Origin of the sequence: Streptomyces sp. NBC_01716, assembly GCF_036248275.1 — a bacterium.
Taxonomy (GTDB): domain Bacteria; phylum Actinomycetota; class Actinomycetes; order Streptomycetales; family Streptomycetaceae; genus Streptomyces.
Genome location: NZ_CP109181.1, coordinates 5,903,458 through 5,919,032, shown reverse-complemented (window position 1 = coordinate 5,919,032; position 15,575 = coordinate 5,903,458). Strand labels below are relative to the sequence as shown.

16 protein-coding genes and 2 tRNA genes are annotated in these 15,575 nt (G+C 69.8%); 9 read left to right on the top strand and 9 right to left on the bottom strand.

Features of this window, described 5'->3' with window-relative positions; genetic code table 11:
* Positions 1-110 precede the first annotated feature (110 nt).
* Positions 111-187, bottom strand: a tRNA-Pro gene (locus OIE74_RS26105).
* Between the two features lie 158 nt (positions 188-345).
* Between OIE74_RS26105 and OIE74_RS26100 the strand changes: the two genes are divergently transcribed.
* A tRNA-Gly gene (locus OIE74_RS26100) sits at positions 346-419 on the top strand.
* 118 nt (positions 420-537) lie between these two features.
* Here OIE74_RS26100 and OIE74_RS26095 read toward each other — a convergent pair.
* On the bottom strand, positions 538-732 hold the full coding sequence (locus OIE74_RS26095; RefSeq protein ID WP_189107123.1) for a hypothetical protein: 195 nt from the start codon (positions 730-732) through the stop codon (positions 538-540).
* Between the two features lie 479 nt (positions 733-1,211).
* Here OIE74_RS26095 and OIE74_RS26090 point away from each other — a divergent pair, with 479 nt between their 5' ends.
* Together OIE74_RS26090 and OIE74_RS26085 are read left to right on the top strand one after the other, a co-directional pair.
* Positions 1,212-2,375: an acyltransferase family protein gene (locus OIE74_RS26090; protein ID WP_329387672.1), complete on the top strand. Its 1,164-nt coding sequence runs from the start codon at positions 1,212-1,214 to the stop codon at positions 2,373-2,375.
* Between the two features lie 218 nt (positions 2,376-2,593).
* Positions 2,594-3,817, top strand: coding sequence for a cation:proton antiporter (locus tag OIE74_RS26085; protein WP_329387670.1), 1,224 nt, complete (start codon positions 2,594-2,596; stop codon positions 3,815-3,817).
* A gap of 65 nt (positions 3,818-3,882) precedes the next feature.
* Here the strand turns inward: OIE74_RS26085 and OIE74_RS26080 are convergent, their stop codons facing one another.
* The gene (locus OIE74_RS26080; RefSeq protein ID WP_329387668.1) at positions 3,883-5,028 is read right to left on the bottom strand and encodes a PP2C family protein-serine/threonine phosphatase; all 1,146 of its coding nucleotides are present in this window, start codon (positions 5,026-5,028) and stop codon (positions 3,883-3,885) included.
* Between the two features lie 107 nt (positions 5,029-5,135).
* On the opposite strand from OIE74_RS26080, the gene OIE74_RS26075 reads away from it, so the two are divergent.
* Positions 5,136-6,389 (top strand): GNAT family N-acetyltransferase, encoded by a 1,254-nt coding sequence (locus OIE74_RS26075; RefSeq protein WP_329387666.1) that lies wholly within the window; start codon positions 5,136-5,138, stop codon positions 6,387-6,389.
* A gap of 19 nt (positions 6,390-6,408) precedes the next feature.
* Here the strand turns inward: OIE74_RS26075 and OIE74_RS26070 are convergent, their stop codons facing one another.
* From OIE74_RS26070 to OIE74_RS26055, 4 genes are all read right to left on the bottom strand, one after another.
* Positions 6,409-7,230 (bottom strand): Fpg/Nei family DNA glycosylase, encoded by an 822-nt coding sequence (locus tag OIE74_RS26070; protein ID WP_329387664.1) that lies wholly within the window; start codon positions 7,228-7,230, stop codon positions 6,409-6,411.
* 49 nt (positions 7,231-7,279) lie between these two features.
* Complete coding sequence (locus OIE74_RS26065) at positions 7,280-7,768, bottom strand: ribose-5-phosphate isomerase (RefSeq protein ID WP_329387663.1); 489 nt, start codon at positions 7,766-7,768, stop codon at positions 7,280-7,282.
* A gap of 68 nt (positions 7,769-7,836) precedes the next feature.
* Positions 7,837-8,430, bottom strand: coding sequence for a biotin transporter BioY (locus OIE74_RS26060; RefSeq protein WP_329387661.1), 594 nt, complete (start codon positions 8,428-8,430; stop codon positions 7,837-7,839).
* A gap of 367 nt (positions 8,431-8,797) precedes the next feature.
* Positions 8,798-8,983 carry a hypothetical protein gene (locus tag OIE74_RS26055; RefSeq protein WP_329387659.1) on the bottom strand — a complete coding sequence of 62 codons (186 nt, stop codon included), beginning with the start codon at positions 8,981-8,983 and terminating at the stop codon, positions 8,798-8,800.
* Between the two features lie 77 nt (positions 8,984-9,060).
* Here OIE74_RS26055 and OIE74_RS26050 point away from each other — a divergent pair, with 77 nt between their 5' ends.
* The 4 genes from OIE74_RS26050 to OIE74_RS26035 all read left to right on the top strand — a co-directional run bounded on the left by OIE74_RS26050 (position 9,061) and on the right by OIE74_RS26035 (position 11,874).
* Entirely contained in the window at positions 9,061-9,462 is a 402-nt protein-coding gene (locus OIE74_RS26050) for a DUF6153 family protein (RefSeq protein ID WP_329387657.1), read from the top strand.
* 126 nt (positions 9,463-9,588) lie between these two features.
* Entirely contained in the window at positions 9,589-10,218 is a 630-nt protein-coding gene (locus OIE74_RS26045; RefSeq protein WP_329387655.1) for a DUF305 domain-containing protein, read from the top strand.
* A gap of 154 nt (positions 10,219-10,372) precedes the next feature.
* The gene (locus OIE74_RS26040; protein ID WP_329387653.1) at positions 10,373-10,879 is read left to right on the top strand and encodes a DUF4396 domain-containing protein; all 507 of its coding nucleotides are present in this window, start codon (positions 10,373-10,375) and stop codon (positions 10,877-10,879) included.
* Positions 10,880-11,019: 140 nt separating this feature from the next.
* A complete protein-coding gene (locus tag OIE74_RS26035; RefSeq protein WP_329387651.1) occupies positions 11,020-11,874 on the top strand; it encodes an esterase/lipase family protein in 855 nt (284 codons plus the stop codon).
* 21 nt (positions 11,875-11,895) lie between these two features.
* Here OIE74_RS26035 and OIE74_RS26030 read toward each other — a convergent pair whose 3' ends face one another.
* Together OIE74_RS26030 and OIE74_RS26025 are read right to left on the bottom strand one after the other, a co-directional pair.
* The gene (locus OIE74_RS26030; RefSeq protein WP_329387649.1) at positions 11,896-12,519 is read right to left on the bottom strand and encodes a histidine phosphatase family protein; all 624 of its coding nucleotides are present in this window, start codon (positions 12,517-12,519) and stop codon (positions 11,896-11,898) included.
* Entirely contained in the window at positions 12,516-13,970 is a 1,455-nt protein-coding gene (locus tag OIE74_RS26025) for an FGGY-family carbohydrate kinase (protein ID WP_443076234.1), read from the bottom strand. Before OIE74_RS26025 ends, OIE74_RS26030 begins: the two co-directional genes overlap by 4 nt.
* A gap of 172 nt (positions 13,971-14,142) precedes the next feature.
* Between OIE74_RS26025 and OIE74_RS26020 the strand changes: the two genes are divergently transcribed.
* Positions 14,143-15,573 carry an ABC transporter substrate-binding protein gene (locus tag OIE74_RS26020; RefSeq protein ID WP_329387644.1) on the top strand — a complete coding sequence of 477 codons (1,431 nt, stop codon included), beginning with the start codon at positions 14,143-14,145 and terminating at the stop codon, positions 15,571-15,573.
* Positions 15,574-15,575: the final 2 nt, after the last annotated feature.

Sequence of the window (15,575 nt, the reverse complement as noted above, 5' to 3'; positions counted from 1 at the left end):
ATTCGGCCCGGTCCTTCACAGTCTCTTCAGACACACGGGCACGCAGCTTGCATAGTAGCGGCAAGCAGGATGACGCCCACAACGCGATCTTGAACAGACACGGGTACTGATGGTCGGGGTGGCCGGATTCGAACCGACGACCTTCCGCTCCCAAAGCGGACGCGCTACCAAGCTGCGCCACACCCCGTCGGTGCGACACGTAGGGTACATGCCCGCGGACAGTCCGCCGGACGTATTTACCGGGACGTTCACCGGCACGCGAGCGACAGGGAAGCGGTGTGCGTCGAGGGCCGCGGACCCGCTACGATGTTTCCCGTGCCGCGGTCCTCATGATCCGCAGCGCGTGCGGGCGTAGCTCAATGGTAGAGCCCTAGTCTTCCAAACTAGCTACGCGGGTTCGATTCCCGTCGCCCGCTCCATATGACACAGGGCCAGGTCGGAGGGTGATCCTCCGGACTGGCCCTGATGCGTTGGCGCCCCAATGCGTTGGCGCCCTGACGCGCCGGCCGGGGCGCCGGCCCCGGACGCCGATCCGCCCTAGAAATTTATCTGGTTGATCGTCTCCGCCAGGGAGTTGAGGAACCTGTTCACCGACGGGGCCATGTCCGTGGACGCCAGGAAGAAGCCGAACAGGATCGCGACCGTGGCTGGGCCGCCCTTCAGGGAGCCACCGCGGATCAGCACCACGAGGACGATCGCCAACAGCAGCACCACAGACAGTGAAATAGCCACAACTGATCACACCCTCGGTCGGTCCGCCTTGCCGGCCGCGGGAGCTCACGGCCTCGCACACACCCGCTCCCACCATCGTGCCACCAACCTCCGCCCAGTTGGCCTCCCGTGACGAATCATCGAGGAAAGGATCACGCCAATCGCCCCGGCGGGCACGCCGGGTGCGCCGGGTGGGGCGCCGGGCGCGCCGGGTGGGGCGCCGGGCGCGCGCGGGGCGGGGGAATGAATGGGGACGTCAATTCGATGCGATCATTCTCCCCGCGTTCACAGGGAACTCACAATCAATTCAAAGCGAGCCCCGGGCAGTTCGGCGGATGAATTCACGCGGAGTCATATCGAGGGCCACACCCTGATGATATGCCCTATTTAAGAGGGATTAACAGGGGCATATCTACCGGTGGGAGGCTGTTTCGGTGTCGAACACCCCACGTGCCCAGGAGGTTTTACTCATCGCATTGTGCGGGGCTAGGGTTAATCAGATGTCCCAAGCTCCGCACGGATATGAGAGGGCTCCGCTCCCCCGCTCGCGGGAGTTGGATCCCGTCCCCCCAACGGCACAGACCGCATCGGCCGCGGTGGCCGAAACCCCTGTACGGACCCCTCAGGATTCCGCGAAGTCGACACCCCCCACCGCCAAGACGTCCACGAAGCGAGACGCGTTCTTCGACAACGCGAAGTACCTGGCCATCGTGCTGGTGGCCATGGGCCACGCCTGGGAGCCGGTGATGGAGGGCAGCCGGGCGACGAAGGCGCTCTACATGGTCGTCTACTCGTTCCACATGCCGGCCTTCATCATCATCTCCGGCTACTTCTCCCGGAGTTACACCGGCCGCCCCCACCAGATCAGACGTCTGCTGACCGGGATCGCCGTCCCGTACATCGTCTTCGAGGTCGCGTACTCGCTGTTCAAGCGGGCCGCCAACGACCCGGGCCACCCCATCAGTCTGCTCGACCCCTGGTATCTCACCTGGTTCCTGGCCGCGTTGTTCATCTGGCGGCTGACCACCCCGATCTGGCTGTCGCTGCGCCATCCCCTGCCGGTCGCCCTCGGCATCGCCGCGCTCGCGTCCTTCACGCCGAACATCGGCGAGGACCTCAACCTCCAGCGCGTGCTTCAGTTCCTGCCCCTCTTCGTCCTGGGGCTCATCCTCAAGCCCGAGCACTTCCAGCTGGTGCGGCGGCGTGAGGTCAGGATGCTGGCCGTGCCCGTCTTCGTCGGCGCGCTCGTCTTCGCGTACTGGGCGGCGGTCCGGATGCAGAACGCGTGGTTCTACCACAACAGCGCGGCGCAGGACCAAGGGGCGCCGTGGTGGCTGGGCGTCGTCATGACCTTCGCGCTGTTCGGCTGCTCGGTCGTGCTGACGGCCGCGTTCCTGTCGTGGGTACCGCGCCGCAAGATGTGGTTCACGGCACTCGGCGCCGGCACCATCTGCGGCTACCTGCTGCACGGTTTCCTGGTCAAGGGCGCCGTGTACAGCGGGATCTTCGACACGAACGCCTGGCTGAACGAGCCGGCCGGCAAGGTCTTCCTGACCCTGCTCGCGGGCGTCGCGATGACGCTGCTCTGTACGCCGCCGGTGCGCCGGCTCTTCCGGTTCACGACGGAGCCCGAGATGACCTGGGCGTTCCGGCGGGACAAGTAGCCGCCGTACCTCCCCGTATTTCCCCGCGATCCCGATCCGGGCCGCCTCGTCCAGCACGGCGAGGCGGCCCGGATTCGCGTTGTGGGCCAGGTCACGGTGCGCGTGTGGCAGAAGTTGCCGGATAAATCGTTTGGTAAACTAATTACTGACGATTCCTTGACGCGCCTTTGACTTGACGGAGGAACGGTCCCATCGGACACGCAGACACCCTCATAGCCATGGGCGGCGCCTTCCTCGCCGCCGCCTTCCTCGCCCGCCTCGGCAGCCGGATCGAGCTGCCGACGATCCCGCTGTTCATCCTGGCCGGAATCCTGCTCGGACCGCACACCCCGGGCATCGTGCTCCTCTCCGATCCGCACGACCTGGAGATGCTGTCGGCCCTCGGCCTCGTCCTGCTGCTCTTCTATCTCGGCCTCGAATTCCATCTGGACGATCTCAAGGCGGGCGGCCGCAAGATGGCCCTCGCCGGCGGCTCGTATCTGCTGCTGAACGTGGGCGCCGGGCTCGGCTTCGGCTTCGCGCTGGGCTGGGGCACGTCCGAGGCGCTGGTCCTCGCGGGTGTGCTCGGTATCTCCTCGTCCGCGATCGTCACGAAGATCCTGGTCGACCTGGGCCGTATCGGGAATCCCGAGACGAAGCCGATCCTCGGGATCATCGTCGTCGAGGACATCTTCCTGGCGCTCTACCTGGCCGCGCTCCAGCCGATCCTGTCCGGCGCCGACAGTGCCCCCGCCGCGCTGGCGGACGGCGGGAAGGCGTTCGGATTCCTGCTGCTGCTGGCTCTCGCCGCGCGCTTCGGCAAGAAGGTCATCGGCCGCCTCATCGACACGAAGGACGACGAGTTGCTCGTCATCTCCTTCCTGGGCGCCGCGGTCTTCATGGCGGGGGTCTCCGAGTGGTTCGGTGTCGCGGACGCGATCGGCGCGTTCATGGTCGGTCTGATGCTGGGCAGTACGGCCTCCGGCGACCGGATCCGTACGCTGGTGCACCCGCTGCGGGACGCGTTCGGCGCCATCTTCTTCTTCGCCTTCGGGCTGTCCATCAACCCGGGCGACCTGCCGACGGTGCTCTGGCCTGTCGTGGCGGCCGTCACCGTGACGCTGGCGATGAACGTGGTGGCCGGTCTTGTGGCCTCGCGCGTCTACCGCTTCGGCTCAGGCCCCGCGGCGAACATCGCGACGACGCTGGTCGCACGCGGTGAGTTCGCCCTGATCCTCGCGACGATGGCGGCGGGCGCGGCCCTGGACGAGCGGCTGGCCCCGTTCATCGCGGGGTACGTCCTGATCCTCGCGGTCCTCGGTCCGCTGGCCGCGGCCAAGTCGCACTGGCTGGCACGGGTGTTGCCGGGCCGCGGGCGAGGCGGTGGTGGTGCCGGTTCCGGGTCCGGTGGCGGTTCCGGCGACAGCAGCGACGAACTGTCGCTGGCGAAGTCGGGCGCCTGAGCGGCGACGGGGGGGCCGGGGGCCGGTGCGGACCCTACCGGCCCCCCGGGCCCGGCCGCCGGGCCTCAGCTCTCGCGGCAGATCAGCAGCAGCGCTCTGTCGTCGTTCACATGCTTCGCCACCGACTCGATCAAGTGCCACGCCGCTCCGACGAAACCCGCCGCGACATACCGGTCAGCCTCGCCCGACAGCCGGTCTATCCCCTCGCTGAGGTCGCGGCCCGACGCCTCGACCAGGCCGTCCGTGAACAGCATCAGCACGTCGCCCGGCAGCAGGACGCCCTTCACCGGGTCGAACTCCGCGTGGTCGTAGACACCGAGGAGCGGGCCCTCCGCCGCCATCTCCTCCCAGCGACCGCTGCCCGCGTGGAGCTGGAGCGCGGGCAGATGGCCCGCCGACAGCAGCTCGTACTCCCCCGACTCCAGATCCAGGACGAGATGGATGGAGGTCGCGAACCCCTCGTCCCAGTCCTGGCGGAGCAGATAGCCGTTGGCGGCGGGCAGGAAGCCCTCCGGCGGGAGCGAGCCGAGCAGGCCGCCGAACGCGCCGGACAGCAGCAGCGCGCGCGAGCCCGCGTCCATTCCCTTGCCGGAGACGTCCGTGAGGACGACTTCGAGCGTGCGGCCCCCGTTGGTGCGGGCCGCCACGACGAAGTCGCCGGAGAAGGACTGGCCGCCGGCCGGGCGCAGCGACATCTCGCGATGCCAGCCCTTCGGCAGGTACGGCAGGGCGCTCTGGACCCGGATACGTTCGCGCAGGTCGAAGAGCATCGTGCCGCCGCGCCGCCAGGGCACGCCCACGCGCGCCCTGAACTGGGCGATCAGCAGCCCGAAGAGCCCGCAGGCCGCCACCACCAGGACGGTGCCCGGCGTCACCGTGGCCGGCCCCTGGTCGTACGGGCCGAGGACGAGCGATTCGACGATCAGGGCGGTGGCCGCGGCGGCGTACAGGGCCAGCAGGCTGGAGGGCCGCAGCAGCAGTCCCCCGGCCACGATCGGCAGGACCAGCGCGGACGGTGCGAACCAGACGGGGACCGCCATGGTCGCGATGGCGATCCCGGGGACGGTCAGGAGCAGTCCGACGAGTGCTATCCAGTCCGAGCCGTCGCCGCGGAAGTAGTCGACTCCGGATTTGCGCATGCCGACGCGGGCCCGGTGCAGCGACCTGCGCATCCGGGCCGTGAACGAATCCGTCTTCGCGCCACCGGCCATTGTCGTGGACCTTATCCATCAGCGGGCCGCACGTGCAGAGGGACCCCTGTGACATTGTGTTCGATATCGGGTCGCCGCAACCGCCCACGCCCTGGTACTCATGGCATATGACCACAGACTTGCGAGTACTCGAAGCCCCTGACTGGGACCGCTGGTTCGCGAAGCTGGAACGGGCCTTCGGCGGGGCGCTCGTCGACTCCGCCGAGGAGCGCGAGGCCTGGCGTTCCGTGACGGAGTACGAACGCTCCGTCGGGGTCTGGGACGGCGACGAGTGCGTGGGGACCGCGGGGGCGTTCACTTTCGGGCTCACGGTGCCCGGCGGGGGTCTGGTGTCGGCGGCGGGCGTCACGATGGTGAGCGTCGCGGCGACGCACCGGCGGCGCGGGATCCTCACCTCCATGATGCGGCGGCAGTTGGACGACGTCCGCTCGTGGGGTCAGTCGGTGGCGCTGCTGACCGCGTCGGAGCCGGAGATCTACGGGCGGTTCGGATACGGCGTCGGCACGCGGCAGTTGAGCGCGGAGATCGACACCTCGCGCGTCTCGTTCCGGGTGCCGGCCGACGCGGACGGCGCCGATCCCGTACAACTGCGGTACGTCCCGCTGGACGACGCGCGCGAGTCGGTCGAGTCGGTGTACGCGCGTCAGGTCCCCGGCCGTCCCGGCATGCTGGAGCGGCGGCCCGGCTGGGACCGGAAGCTGCTGATGGACTCGCCCGAGGGCCGTGAGGGCGCCTCCGCGCTCCAGTGCGTGCTCGCGCGGCGGGGCGAGGGGGACGACGCGGAGACGATCGGGTACGCGCTCTACCGGGTCAAGCCCCTGTGGGAGGCCGCCGGGCCGAAGAGCACGGTCGTGGTCGACCAGGTGTCCGCTCTGGACCCGGTGGCGTACGCGACCCTGTGGCGCTTCCTCGGCGAGATCGACCTGACGTCGACGGTGAGCGTGTCGAACCTGCCGGTGGACGACCCGTTCCAGTTCCTGGTCTCCGACGTCCGGCGCGCCAACATCCGGGTGCGGGACTCGCTGTACGTACGGCTGGTGGAGGTGGGCGCGGCACTGGAGGCGCGGACGTACCAGGCGCCGGTGGACGTGGTGTTCGAGGTCGACGACGCCTTCTGCCCCTGGAACGAGGGGCGTTGGCGGCTGACCGGTGACGTCAAGGGCGCGTCCTGCGAGCGGACGGCGGACGCGGCCGATCTGTCCTTGTCGGTACGGGAGTTGGCCACGATGTATCTGGGCGACACCTCGCCGGCGGCGCTGGCGCGGGCGGGGCTGGTCCGTGAACTGCGGCCGGGCGCGCTGGTGGAGGCGTCGGTGGCGTTCGCGTCGCCGGTCGCACCGTGGCTGCCGCACGGCTTCTGACGGGTCGTCGGCCTCGCGGCTACTTCCGCTGGCAGCCGGGGCACCAGAAGAGGTTGCGGGCGGCGAGTGACGCCGTACGGATCTCGGTGCCGCACAGATGGCAGGGCATGGTCGCGCGCCGGTAGACGTACACCTCGCCGCCGTGGTCGTCCACGCGCGGCGGGCGGCCCATGGCCTCGGGCAGATGCTCGGGCCGTACGGTGTCGATGCGATTGAGCCGCACGCCCTCGCGCATCAGCGCCACCAGGTCGGTCCAGATCGCTTCCCACTCGGCGCGGGTGAGATCGCGCCCGGCGCGGTACGGGTCGATGCCGTGCCGGAAGAGGACCTCGGCGCGGTAGACGTTGCCGACGCCCGCGATGATCTTCTGGTCCATCAGCAGGGCGGCGACGGTGGTACGGGAGCGGGAGATACGGGCCCACGCGCGTTCCGGGTCGTTGCCGGGTGCGTCGGGCGGGCGCAGCGGGTCGGGGCCGAGCCGGTCGTGTATCGCGCGCTTCTCGGGTTCGGTGATCAGCGCGCAGGTGGTGGGGCCGCGCAGCTCCATGTAGTACGTGTCGTTCAGCAGGCGCAGCCGGACGGTGTCGGTGGGTGGCGGGGCGGGGGTCCCGCCGAGCGCCACCTTCCCGAAGAGGCCGAGGTGGACATGGACCCAGCCGCTCTCCTCGAAGCCGACGAAGAGATGTTTCCCGTGGGCGCTCGCGCCGTCCATCACCCGCCCGTCGAGGAGCGCCGCGCTCTCGCTGAACCGGCCCTGCGGGCTGCTCACCCCTGTCGCGTCCGCGTGGAAGCGTTCGGTCAGGTCCTCGGCGAGGCGGTGGATCGTATGCCCCTCGGGCACGGATTCTCCTTGGTGCGTGGTGCGTTGTGCGTGCCCGTCCGAACAGGACCTAGTCCTGCTTGGGGTGGTGTGCCGGGATCGGGGGCAGTTCGCCCGTCGTCTCGTACGTCGCGAGCATCTGGATCCGGCGGGCGTGGCGCTCCTCGCCCGTGTACTCGGTGCCGAGGAAGATCTCCACGAACTTGGTCGACTCGGCCTGGGTGTGCATCCGGGCGCCGATCGAGATCACGTTCGAGTCGTTGTGCTCGCGGCTGAGCCCCGCGGTCTGCTCGTTCCAGACGAGCGCCGCGCGCACGCCCTTCACCTTGTTGGCGGCCATCTGCTCGCCGTTGCCGGAGCCGCCGATCACGATGCCGAGGGCCGCCGGGTCGGCCGCCGTCCGCTCCGCTGCGCGGAGGCAGAACGGCGGGTAGTCGTCCTGGGCGTCATAGATGTGCGGGCCGCAGTCGACGGGCTCGTGGCCGTGGGCCGTGAGCCACTCGACGAGGTGGTTCTTGAGTTCGAAGCCGGCATGGTCGGAGCCGAGATAGACGCGCATGGGCGAAGTGTGGCACGTCGGGCACGGTGCGCCGTGTTCCGGGGTCGCGAAGCTCCGCCGAACACGCCCTAGTTCCCGCGGCCGACGAGCTTCCAGGCCGCGGGCAGCAGACCCATCGCCAGCGCGGCCTTGAGGGCGTCCCCGAGCAGGAAGGGGGTGAGTCCGCCGGCGACGGCCGCACTGGGCGACAGGTCGGCGGCGACCGCGAGATAGGGCACGCCGACCGCGTAGATGATCACGGAGCCGAGCACCATCGTCCCGGCGGTACGCACGACGGAACGGTCGCCGCCGCGCCGGGCCAGCGAACCGACGACCGTCGCGGCGAGCAGCATCCCGAGTACGTAGCCGAGCGAGACGATGCCGGGGCCCGACTCGCCCTCGGAGAACCACGGCATGCCGGCGAGCCCCACGAGGGTGTAGACGGCGAGCGCGAGGAAGCCCCGGCGAGCACCGAGCGCGGTCCCGACGAGCAGCGCGGCGAAGGTCTGGCCGGTGACCGGGACCGGGGAGCCGGGGACCGGGACGGAGAGCTGCGCCGCGATACCGGTGAGCGCGGCGCCGCCGAGTACGAGCGCGGTGTCGACGGCGTACCGGTTCCGGGCGACGGGGAGCAGATCGGCGAGAACCACTCCGGTACGGGTGGTGACGGCAGCAGTGCTCATCGGGACTCCGCGAGGTGAGGACAGACGTGTGGGCTGGGGAACAGGCTGACCGTAGCCCACCCCCGTGGTCCCGGACATGAGTGACCGAACACAACGCGGCGCCCCGGCGCATCGTGGACTTCCAACAACTGGTGCGCTCCATGCGGCCGGTGGGCGTGACGCTCGTCACGGAATCCGCTGAGGTGAGGGTGGTCGCACCGCTACGTAGATCGTTTCGCGCGGCGGGGCGACTGCCCAGCGGGCTGTGACTTCCCACCAAAGGGGCGGTGGGGTCCGGGCGGTGGCACCTTGCCTGATCCGGGGGTGCGTTCAGCGGGACCGGGTCACGGGTGAGCGGTACAGCGGTAGGCGCTGAGAACGATCACGGTCAGGTCATGAGTGTGCTGCCCCGGTTCTCGTACTCGCGGGCGTCACCGCCACCGTCGACGGCCACACCATCACGGTCGGCGCCCCCGCCCGGCTTCTCGACGGCGCCGACCGCCGGCCGCGCCAAGCGGTGGTGGCCGAGCTGGTAGGGGCCGGACGCACCGCGGTCGTCGTCCTGCGCGACCAAGTGCCGGTTCCATAGGCTGATGTGGAACGCATTCGGCCGGTGCCCACCCAGTGCACCCGGCCTCGTACGATGAAGCCGTGACCGCACGCGGCCTTTCCCGCAACCGCCCCGCCGGGCGGCTGTATGCGCTGCTGGTCCTGGCGGTACTGGCCGGCGTGCTGGGCATGCACGCCCTGCCACTCAGCCCTTTGCCGACGGCTCACGCCGACCGCGGCCACACCATGGTCATGACCCACGCGGGGAACGAATCCGCCGCGGCCGGGCAGTGCGCACACACCGCCGGCGGAACGGGCCATCTCGATCACGCCGACCAGACGTGCGCGGCCACGGGCGTCGGTTCCTCCTACACCCCGCCCGCACTGAGCACCGCGTTCACCGACGTCCCCGCCGCCGCCGCTTGGAGCGACAGCGTGCCGGAGTCGGCCGCGAGCAGCCGGGCGCCGCCCGACCTTTCCCAACTGCAGCTCCTGCGGATATAGAGCGGCCCGCACGGCACCCCCCGTCCCGGCTCCTGCCGGTGACCGGTGCCGGGCTTTCGCACGCCCTCATTTCCGCCACATCCGCGCACCCCAGTTCTTGGGGCGGCGTGAAGGAGTTGCACCACCATGAACAGCAAGCGTTCCCTCGTCCGCCGTACCGGCGCCCTCGTTGCCGCCGGTGCGGCCACGCTCGTCCTGGCCGCCTGCGGCGGAGGCGACAGCGCGGCCGAACACGACAGCCACACAACGAAGTCGCCCTCCGCGTCGGCACGGGCCTCCGCCTCCACTGGGCAGCACAACGCGGCCGACATCGCCTTCGCCAAGGGCATGATCCCCCACCACCGCCAGGCGGTTGAGATGTCCGGCCTCGCTCCGTCCCGGACGGACTCGGCCGAGGTGAAGAAGCTCGTCACGGACATCAAGAAGGCCCAGGACCCGGAGATCAAGACGCTGTCCGGCTGGCTGACCTCGTGGGGCGAGAAGGTTCCCGCCGAGGGCGACATGGGCCACTCCGTACATGGCTCGGGCGGGATGATGACCGCGGAGGAGATGCGGCAGCTCAAAGACTCCTCGGGCAAGGCGTTCGACACCGCCTTCATGGAGATGATGATCAAGCACCACAAGGGTGCGGTAGAGATGGCCAAGACAGAACAAGCCGACGGCGCGTACGAGCCGGCCCAGAAGATGGCCGGGGAGATCATCACCTCCCAGACCGCCGAGATCACCCGAATGAACAAGCTGCTCGGCAAGAACTGAGCCTGCCCAGTAGTCCGCAAGGGGGCGGGCACCCCCAGGCCGCCCGCCCCCTTGGGGGCATCCGAACACCACTGGAAAAATACCCCCCAGGGGTATAGAGTCGCGATGCGGGGCCCGGCGTCGGGTCACATCGACGGGAATGGGGATGGACGTCATGGACCACAGTGCGCACCACACACCCACCGCTCATGACCACGCCACTCACCAGGCCGGCAACGGGCGGTCGGGCGCGTCGTGGTCCACCGCCGCCAAAGCGACCCTGCACTGCCTCACCGGCTGTGCCATCGGCGAGATCCTCGGCATGGCCATCGGTACGGCCTTGCTGTGGGGCAACGTGCCCACCATGATCCTGGCGATCACCCTGGCATTCATCTTCGGCTACTCATTCACGCTCTTCGCGGTCCGCCGGGCCGGCCTGGACTTCAAGAGCGCGGTCAAAGTCGCCCTCGCCGCCGACACCGTCTCCATCGCGGTCATGGAGCTCGTTGACAACGCCATCATCGCCCTGACCCCTGGAGCGATGGACGCCCACCTGTCCGACGGGCTGTTCTGGTCGGCCCTGCTGGGCGGATTCGCCGTCGCCTTCCTGATCACCACCCCGGTGAACAAATGGATGATCGGCCGCGGCAAGGGCCACGCCGTCGTCCACGCCTACCACTGATCCGCAGCTGCCCCGGTGAGTCCCTGTGGGGCGAACGACCGGCACACCCCGTGACCTGGCCGGGCTAATGTGCCCATCGTCCGCCGGAAATGTCCTTGCATCCGGTACAAGTGACCCACCATCAATCACGGGGAATCACCATGCAGAAACCGCAGAGGCGGCTCAGGCTGCTTCTTTCCGCCGCGCTGGCCGTCGTTCTCACCATGCTCACCGTCACACCGGCCAGTGCCGCGCCGGGCCGGGCGAACGGGAAGAACAACCGCGTCATCTTCGTCCACGGATTCGCTCCGACCGGCAAGCACGACTGCACCGACTACTTCTCTGCCGCCCGTGGGCATTTCGCGAAGAAGGGATGGCGGGGAAACCTGCTCACCTTCGGTTACTACTCGGGCAACAAGAAGTGCTCGTACAACTACAGGGGCAGCCGTGACACGTCCCTGAAGACCGTGGCCAAGGCGTTCGCGAACTACGTCTACAAGAACTACTCGAACCCGAAGAAGAACGTGAAGGTCGACGTCGTCGCCCACTCCATGGGCGGTCTCGTCGTCCGCGCCGCGCTCCACCACACGGCCAAGGGCACCGCGGGCTTCCCGCCGCGCCTCTACATCGAGGACGTCGTCACCCTCGGCACTCCGCACGGCGGAACCAACTGGGGCAACGTCTGTGCGGCGGGCTGGCAGCAGTGCGCGGACATGAAGCCGAACAGCGCGTTCCTCAAGAGCCTTCCGAACGCCATGCCCAATTCCCGCATGGGCACCGACTGGACCACCGTCTCCTCGTTCGACGACGCGATCGTCTCGGAGGCGTCCGGCATCGCCGGCATCGCTGAGCACGAAGTCCAGTACGACGCCGGGATCGGCCACAACGAGCTCAACACCGTCCGGTCCGGAACTCACCGGAGCAGGATCAAGCACTCCACGTGGGGCAAGTGGTTCAAGCGCATGGCTCCCGTGGAGCAGGCACGCCTGGCGGTGTACTTCTCCTCCGCGACGTAACCTCCGCGTCTGCGCGCGGAGTTACACCCGAGGCTCGCACGGCACGTTCAGCGAGAGCAGCGCCACGCTCCTGCCGTCCGTGCGGACCTCGCTCACCGCCGCGTTCCGCAGTCCCGGGAACACCCGCCGGTAGTCGCTCAGCGGGATTCCCAGCAGTTCGCAGAGCACCAGCCGCAGCAGGGTGTTGTGCGCCACCACCAGTACCCGGCCGCCGTCGTGCGCCCCCGCGATCCGGCGCAGCGCGTCCGCTCCGCGCGCGGCGGCCGAGCGGGGGTCCTCGGCGGCCGGGAAGGGGTTCACCACCGGGTCGGCGCGGAACGCCGCCGCGCCCGTCGGGTCCGTCGCCTCGAACTCGGCGAGCGTGCGGCCCTCCATCACCCCGAAGTCGCATTCGCGCAGGTCGTGTTCGCGTTTCGGTACGAGGCCGAGTGCCCGGCACGCCGGATCCGCCGTGGCCATCGCGCGGGGCACCGTGGAGGTCCATACAGCGTCGATCGGCGTCGCCTGCCGGCCCGCCCACTCCCCCAGCCGCGCCGCCTGGGCGCGGCCCTCGTCGGTGAGGCCGACGTCGCTCACGCCCGCGTAGCGGTTCTCGGCGTGCCAGAGCGTCTGCCCGTGGCGGGCCAGCAGCAGGGTCGTACTCACGAGGTCTCCAAAGCGTCGGCACGGGTGCGCGCGTGCGCGGCGACGGGCGCCGGGAGCCAGCCGCGCCGTTCCAGTTCGCCGACCAGCTTCAGGTACGGCTCCAGGAAGCGCGCGGTGCGCGCCGGGTCGGGGCGCAGGACATGGCTGAGGCCGACCATGCGCGTGGCGGCGGCAGCGAGGGTGGGGGCGGCGCCCGCGCCGTACGCGGCGAGGACGGCCATCCCGAGGGCGGGTTCGCTGTGCCGGGGGATGTGCACGGTCCGGCCGAGGATGTCGGCGCGCAGCTGGTTCCAGTACGGGCTGCGCGAGCCGCCGCCGGTGAAGGTGAGCGGGCCGTCCTGCGGGGCGCCGAGATGGTCCAGGTAGTCCAGGCAGAGCCGTTCGGTGTGGCCGACTCCCTGGAGGAGCGCCGCCCAGTGGTCGGCGTCGGACCGGGGCTCGCCCAGCAGGAGGGCGCTGGCGTCGGGGGCGAGGAAGGGGAACCGCTCGCCGCGCGAGACCAGGGGGTAGGCGAGCCCGTGCGAGGGCTCGTACCGGTGGGCCAGGGCGTCGAGGTGCGCGGGGTCCGCGTCGGGGAACGCCCCGGCCAGCGCGCCGGCCCCGACACCGGAGGCGCCGCCGGGCAGCCAACCGCCGTCGGGCGCACGGTGGTTGTAGACCACGCCGGTGCTGTCGTGGACGGGCCGGTCGGTGACGCCCTTGAGGACGAGTGTGGTGCCGAGGACCGAGTTCCAGGACCCGACGCTCAGTGAGCCGGAGGCGATCTGCGCGGCGCAGCCGTCGGTCATCCCGGCGATCACGGGGGTGCCGGCGGGGACACCGGTGGCCGCCTCCCCGTCGGCGCCGACCTCGCCGAGCCGCCCGCCCGGCCGTACGACCTCCGGGAACAGGCTCTCCGGCAGCCCGAGCCCGGCCAGCCGCTCGTGCGGCCAGGCGTCGGCCGTCAGGTCGTAACCGGTCTTCAGGGCATGACTGGAGTCGGTGGCGGTGGGCCGGCCGGTCAGCCGGGCCACGACGAAGTCGGCCTGGTGGGTGAGGCGTACGGCCTCGCCCGCCGGCTGCTCCCTCAGCAGCCACATCACCTTGGGCAGCGCCCAGGTGGGCTGGACGCGCAGTCCTCGCTCGCGGGCCAGCGCGGCCTCGGCGGTGGCGCGCCCGTCGTCGTACATCAGCCCGGCGGTGAGCGGCCGGCCCGTGCCGTCGGTGAGCAGGACCGTGCCGGATGTGCCGCACACGGCGAGCGCGCGGACCGGGCGCGACCGGCCGGGGGGCAGGTCCCGCAGGGCTCCGCCGATCGCCGCGCGAACCGCCCGCCACCAGTCGTGCGGCGACTGCTCGTGGCGTACCCCCTCGCGTACGCCGGCCAGTGGGGCCGCGCCGCCGCCGAGCACGGCCCCGTCGTCGTCGACGAGCACCGCGCGGACGCTCTGTGTACCGAGATCGACACCCATCCACATATCGGCTCCCTCTGTGAAGTTCTCACTCTGCACCGAGATTTTCCGGCGCGCGCGGGATTGACGCGCAACTACCGGTGTTCCAAGCTCTGTTAACCACTCGAAGGAACGCGTTATCCACGAGTGGGACGTGGGAACAGCGTCTCCTGCCGGACCGTGGAGGTCATGGATGGACATGCACGGGAAGCTCGGGCACGACCGCCGGCGGTTCCTCGCTCTGACGGCGGCGGCGTCCTCCGTCCCCCTGCTGAGCGCCTGCGGGGCCGGCTTCGGCGGCGGCGACGGCAAGAGCGACGGTTCGGCGGCCGACGACGTCACCGGATCCTTCGACTGGCGGCGGCACCAGGGCACCACGGTCAAGGCGCTGCTCAACAAGCACCCGTACACGGACGCGCTGATCGCCGAGCTGGGGACCTTCACCGAGAAGACCGGCATCAAGGTCGAGTACGACGTGTTCCCCGAGGACAACTACTTCGACAAGCTGACCGTGGACCTCTCCAGCGGCCGGGCGTCGTACGACATCTTCATGCTCGGCGCCTACATGGTGTGGCAGTACGGCCCGCCGGGCTGGCTGGAGGATCTCGGTCCGTGGATGCGCAACGAGTCGGCCACCGGGGCGGAGTGGGACCAGAACGACTTCCTGCCGAGTCTCCTCGAAGGCACCAGATGGTCCCTGAAGGCCGGGGCGCCGCTCGGCCGGGGCGGGCAGTACGCCCTGCCGTGGGGCTGGGAGGCCAACGTCGTCGCGTACAACACGGAGGTCTTCGACAAGCTGGGGCTGAGGCCGGCCGAGTCCTTCGACGAGCTGCGTGAACTCGCGGGCACCATCAAGCGCAAGGCGCCGGGCGCCGGTTTCGACGGGATGTACGGGGTCGCGGTACGCGGCTCGCGGAGCTGGGCGACGATCCATCCGGGCTTCATGACGATGTTCTCCCGCTACGGGCTGAAGGACTTCACGGTCGACGGCGAGAGTCTGAAGCCCGCCATGAACTCGCCCGAGGCCATCGGCTTCACCCGCGACTGGGCGGAGATGGTCAAGAAGGGCGGGCCGCCCTCCTGGACCTCGTACACCTGGTACCAGTGCTCCAGCGATCTCGGCGCGAAGAAGGCGGGCATGCTCTTCGACGCGGACACCGCCGCGTACTTCCAGGCGGTGAAGGGTGCCTCGCCCGCCGCCGGGAACATCGCGTTCCACCCGGGGCCGAAGGGCCCCGACGGGTCCCTGGCGACCAACATGTGGATCTGGTCGCTCGGGATGAACGCGAAGAGCGGCAAGAAGAGCGCGGCGTGGCTGTTCCTCCAGTGGGCCACCGGCAAGGAGCACTTGCGCAAGGGCGCGATCGAGTACAACCACATCGATCCGGTGCGCCGATCCGTGAGCGACGACGCGGCGTACCGGAACAAGATGAAGGAACTCCCGGGCTTCATCGAGACGTTCGAGGCCGTCCAGGACCAGACCCGGATCCAGTTCACCCCGCAGGAGCAGTTCTTCGACGCGACCACCAGCTGGGCGTCGGCGCTCCAGGAGATCTACGGGGGCAAGAGCGCGGGGCCGGTACTCAACGGTCTGGCGGACGATCTGGCCCCGAAGGTCGGGTGACA

Coding starts and splice junctions, on each gene's coding strand:
- OIE74_RS26090 (WP_329387672.1), top strand. CDS start 1,212: ATGTCCCAAGCTCCGCACGGATATGAGAGGGCTCCGCTCCCCCGCTCG.
- OIE74_RS26085 (WP_329387670.1), top strand. CDS start 2,594: ATGGGCGGCGCCTTCCTCGCCGCCGCCTTCCTCGCCCGCCTCGGCAGC.
- OIE74_RS26080 (WP_329387668.1), bottom strand. CDS start 5,028: ATGGCCGGTGGCGCGAAGACGGATTCGTTCACGGCCCGGATGCGCAGG.
- OIE74_RS26075 (WP_329387666.1), top strand. CDS start 5,136: ATGACCACAGACTTGCGAGTACTCGAAGCCCCTGACTGGGACCGCTGG.
- OIE74_RS26065 (WP_329387663.1), bottom strand. CDS start 7,768: ATGCGCGTCTATCTCGGCTCCGACCATGCCGGCTTCGAACTCAAGAAC.
- OIE74_RS26060 (WP_329387661.1), bottom strand. CDS start 8,430: ATGAGCACTGCTGCCGTCACCACCCGTACCGGAGTGGTTCTCGCCGAT.
- OIE74_RS26045 (WP_329387655.1), top strand. CDS start 9,589: ATGAACAGCAAGCGTTCCCTCGTCCGCCGTACCGGCGCCCTCGTTGCC.
- OIE74_RS26040 (WP_329387653.1), top strand. CDS start 10,373: ATGGACCACAGTGCGCACCACACACCCACCGCTCATGACCACGCCACT.
- OIE74_RS26035 (WP_329387651.1), top strand. CDS start 11,020: ATGCAGAAACCGCAGAGGCGGCTCAGGCTGCTTCTTTCCGCCGCGCTG.
- OIE74_RS26025 (WP_443076234.1), bottom strand. CDS start 13,970: ATGGGTGTCGATCTCGGTACACAGAGCGTCCGCGCGGTGCTCGTCGAC.
- OIE74_RS26020 (WP_329387644.1), top strand. CDS start 14,143: ATGGACATGCACGGGAAGCTCGGGCACGACCGCCGGCGGTTCCTCGCT.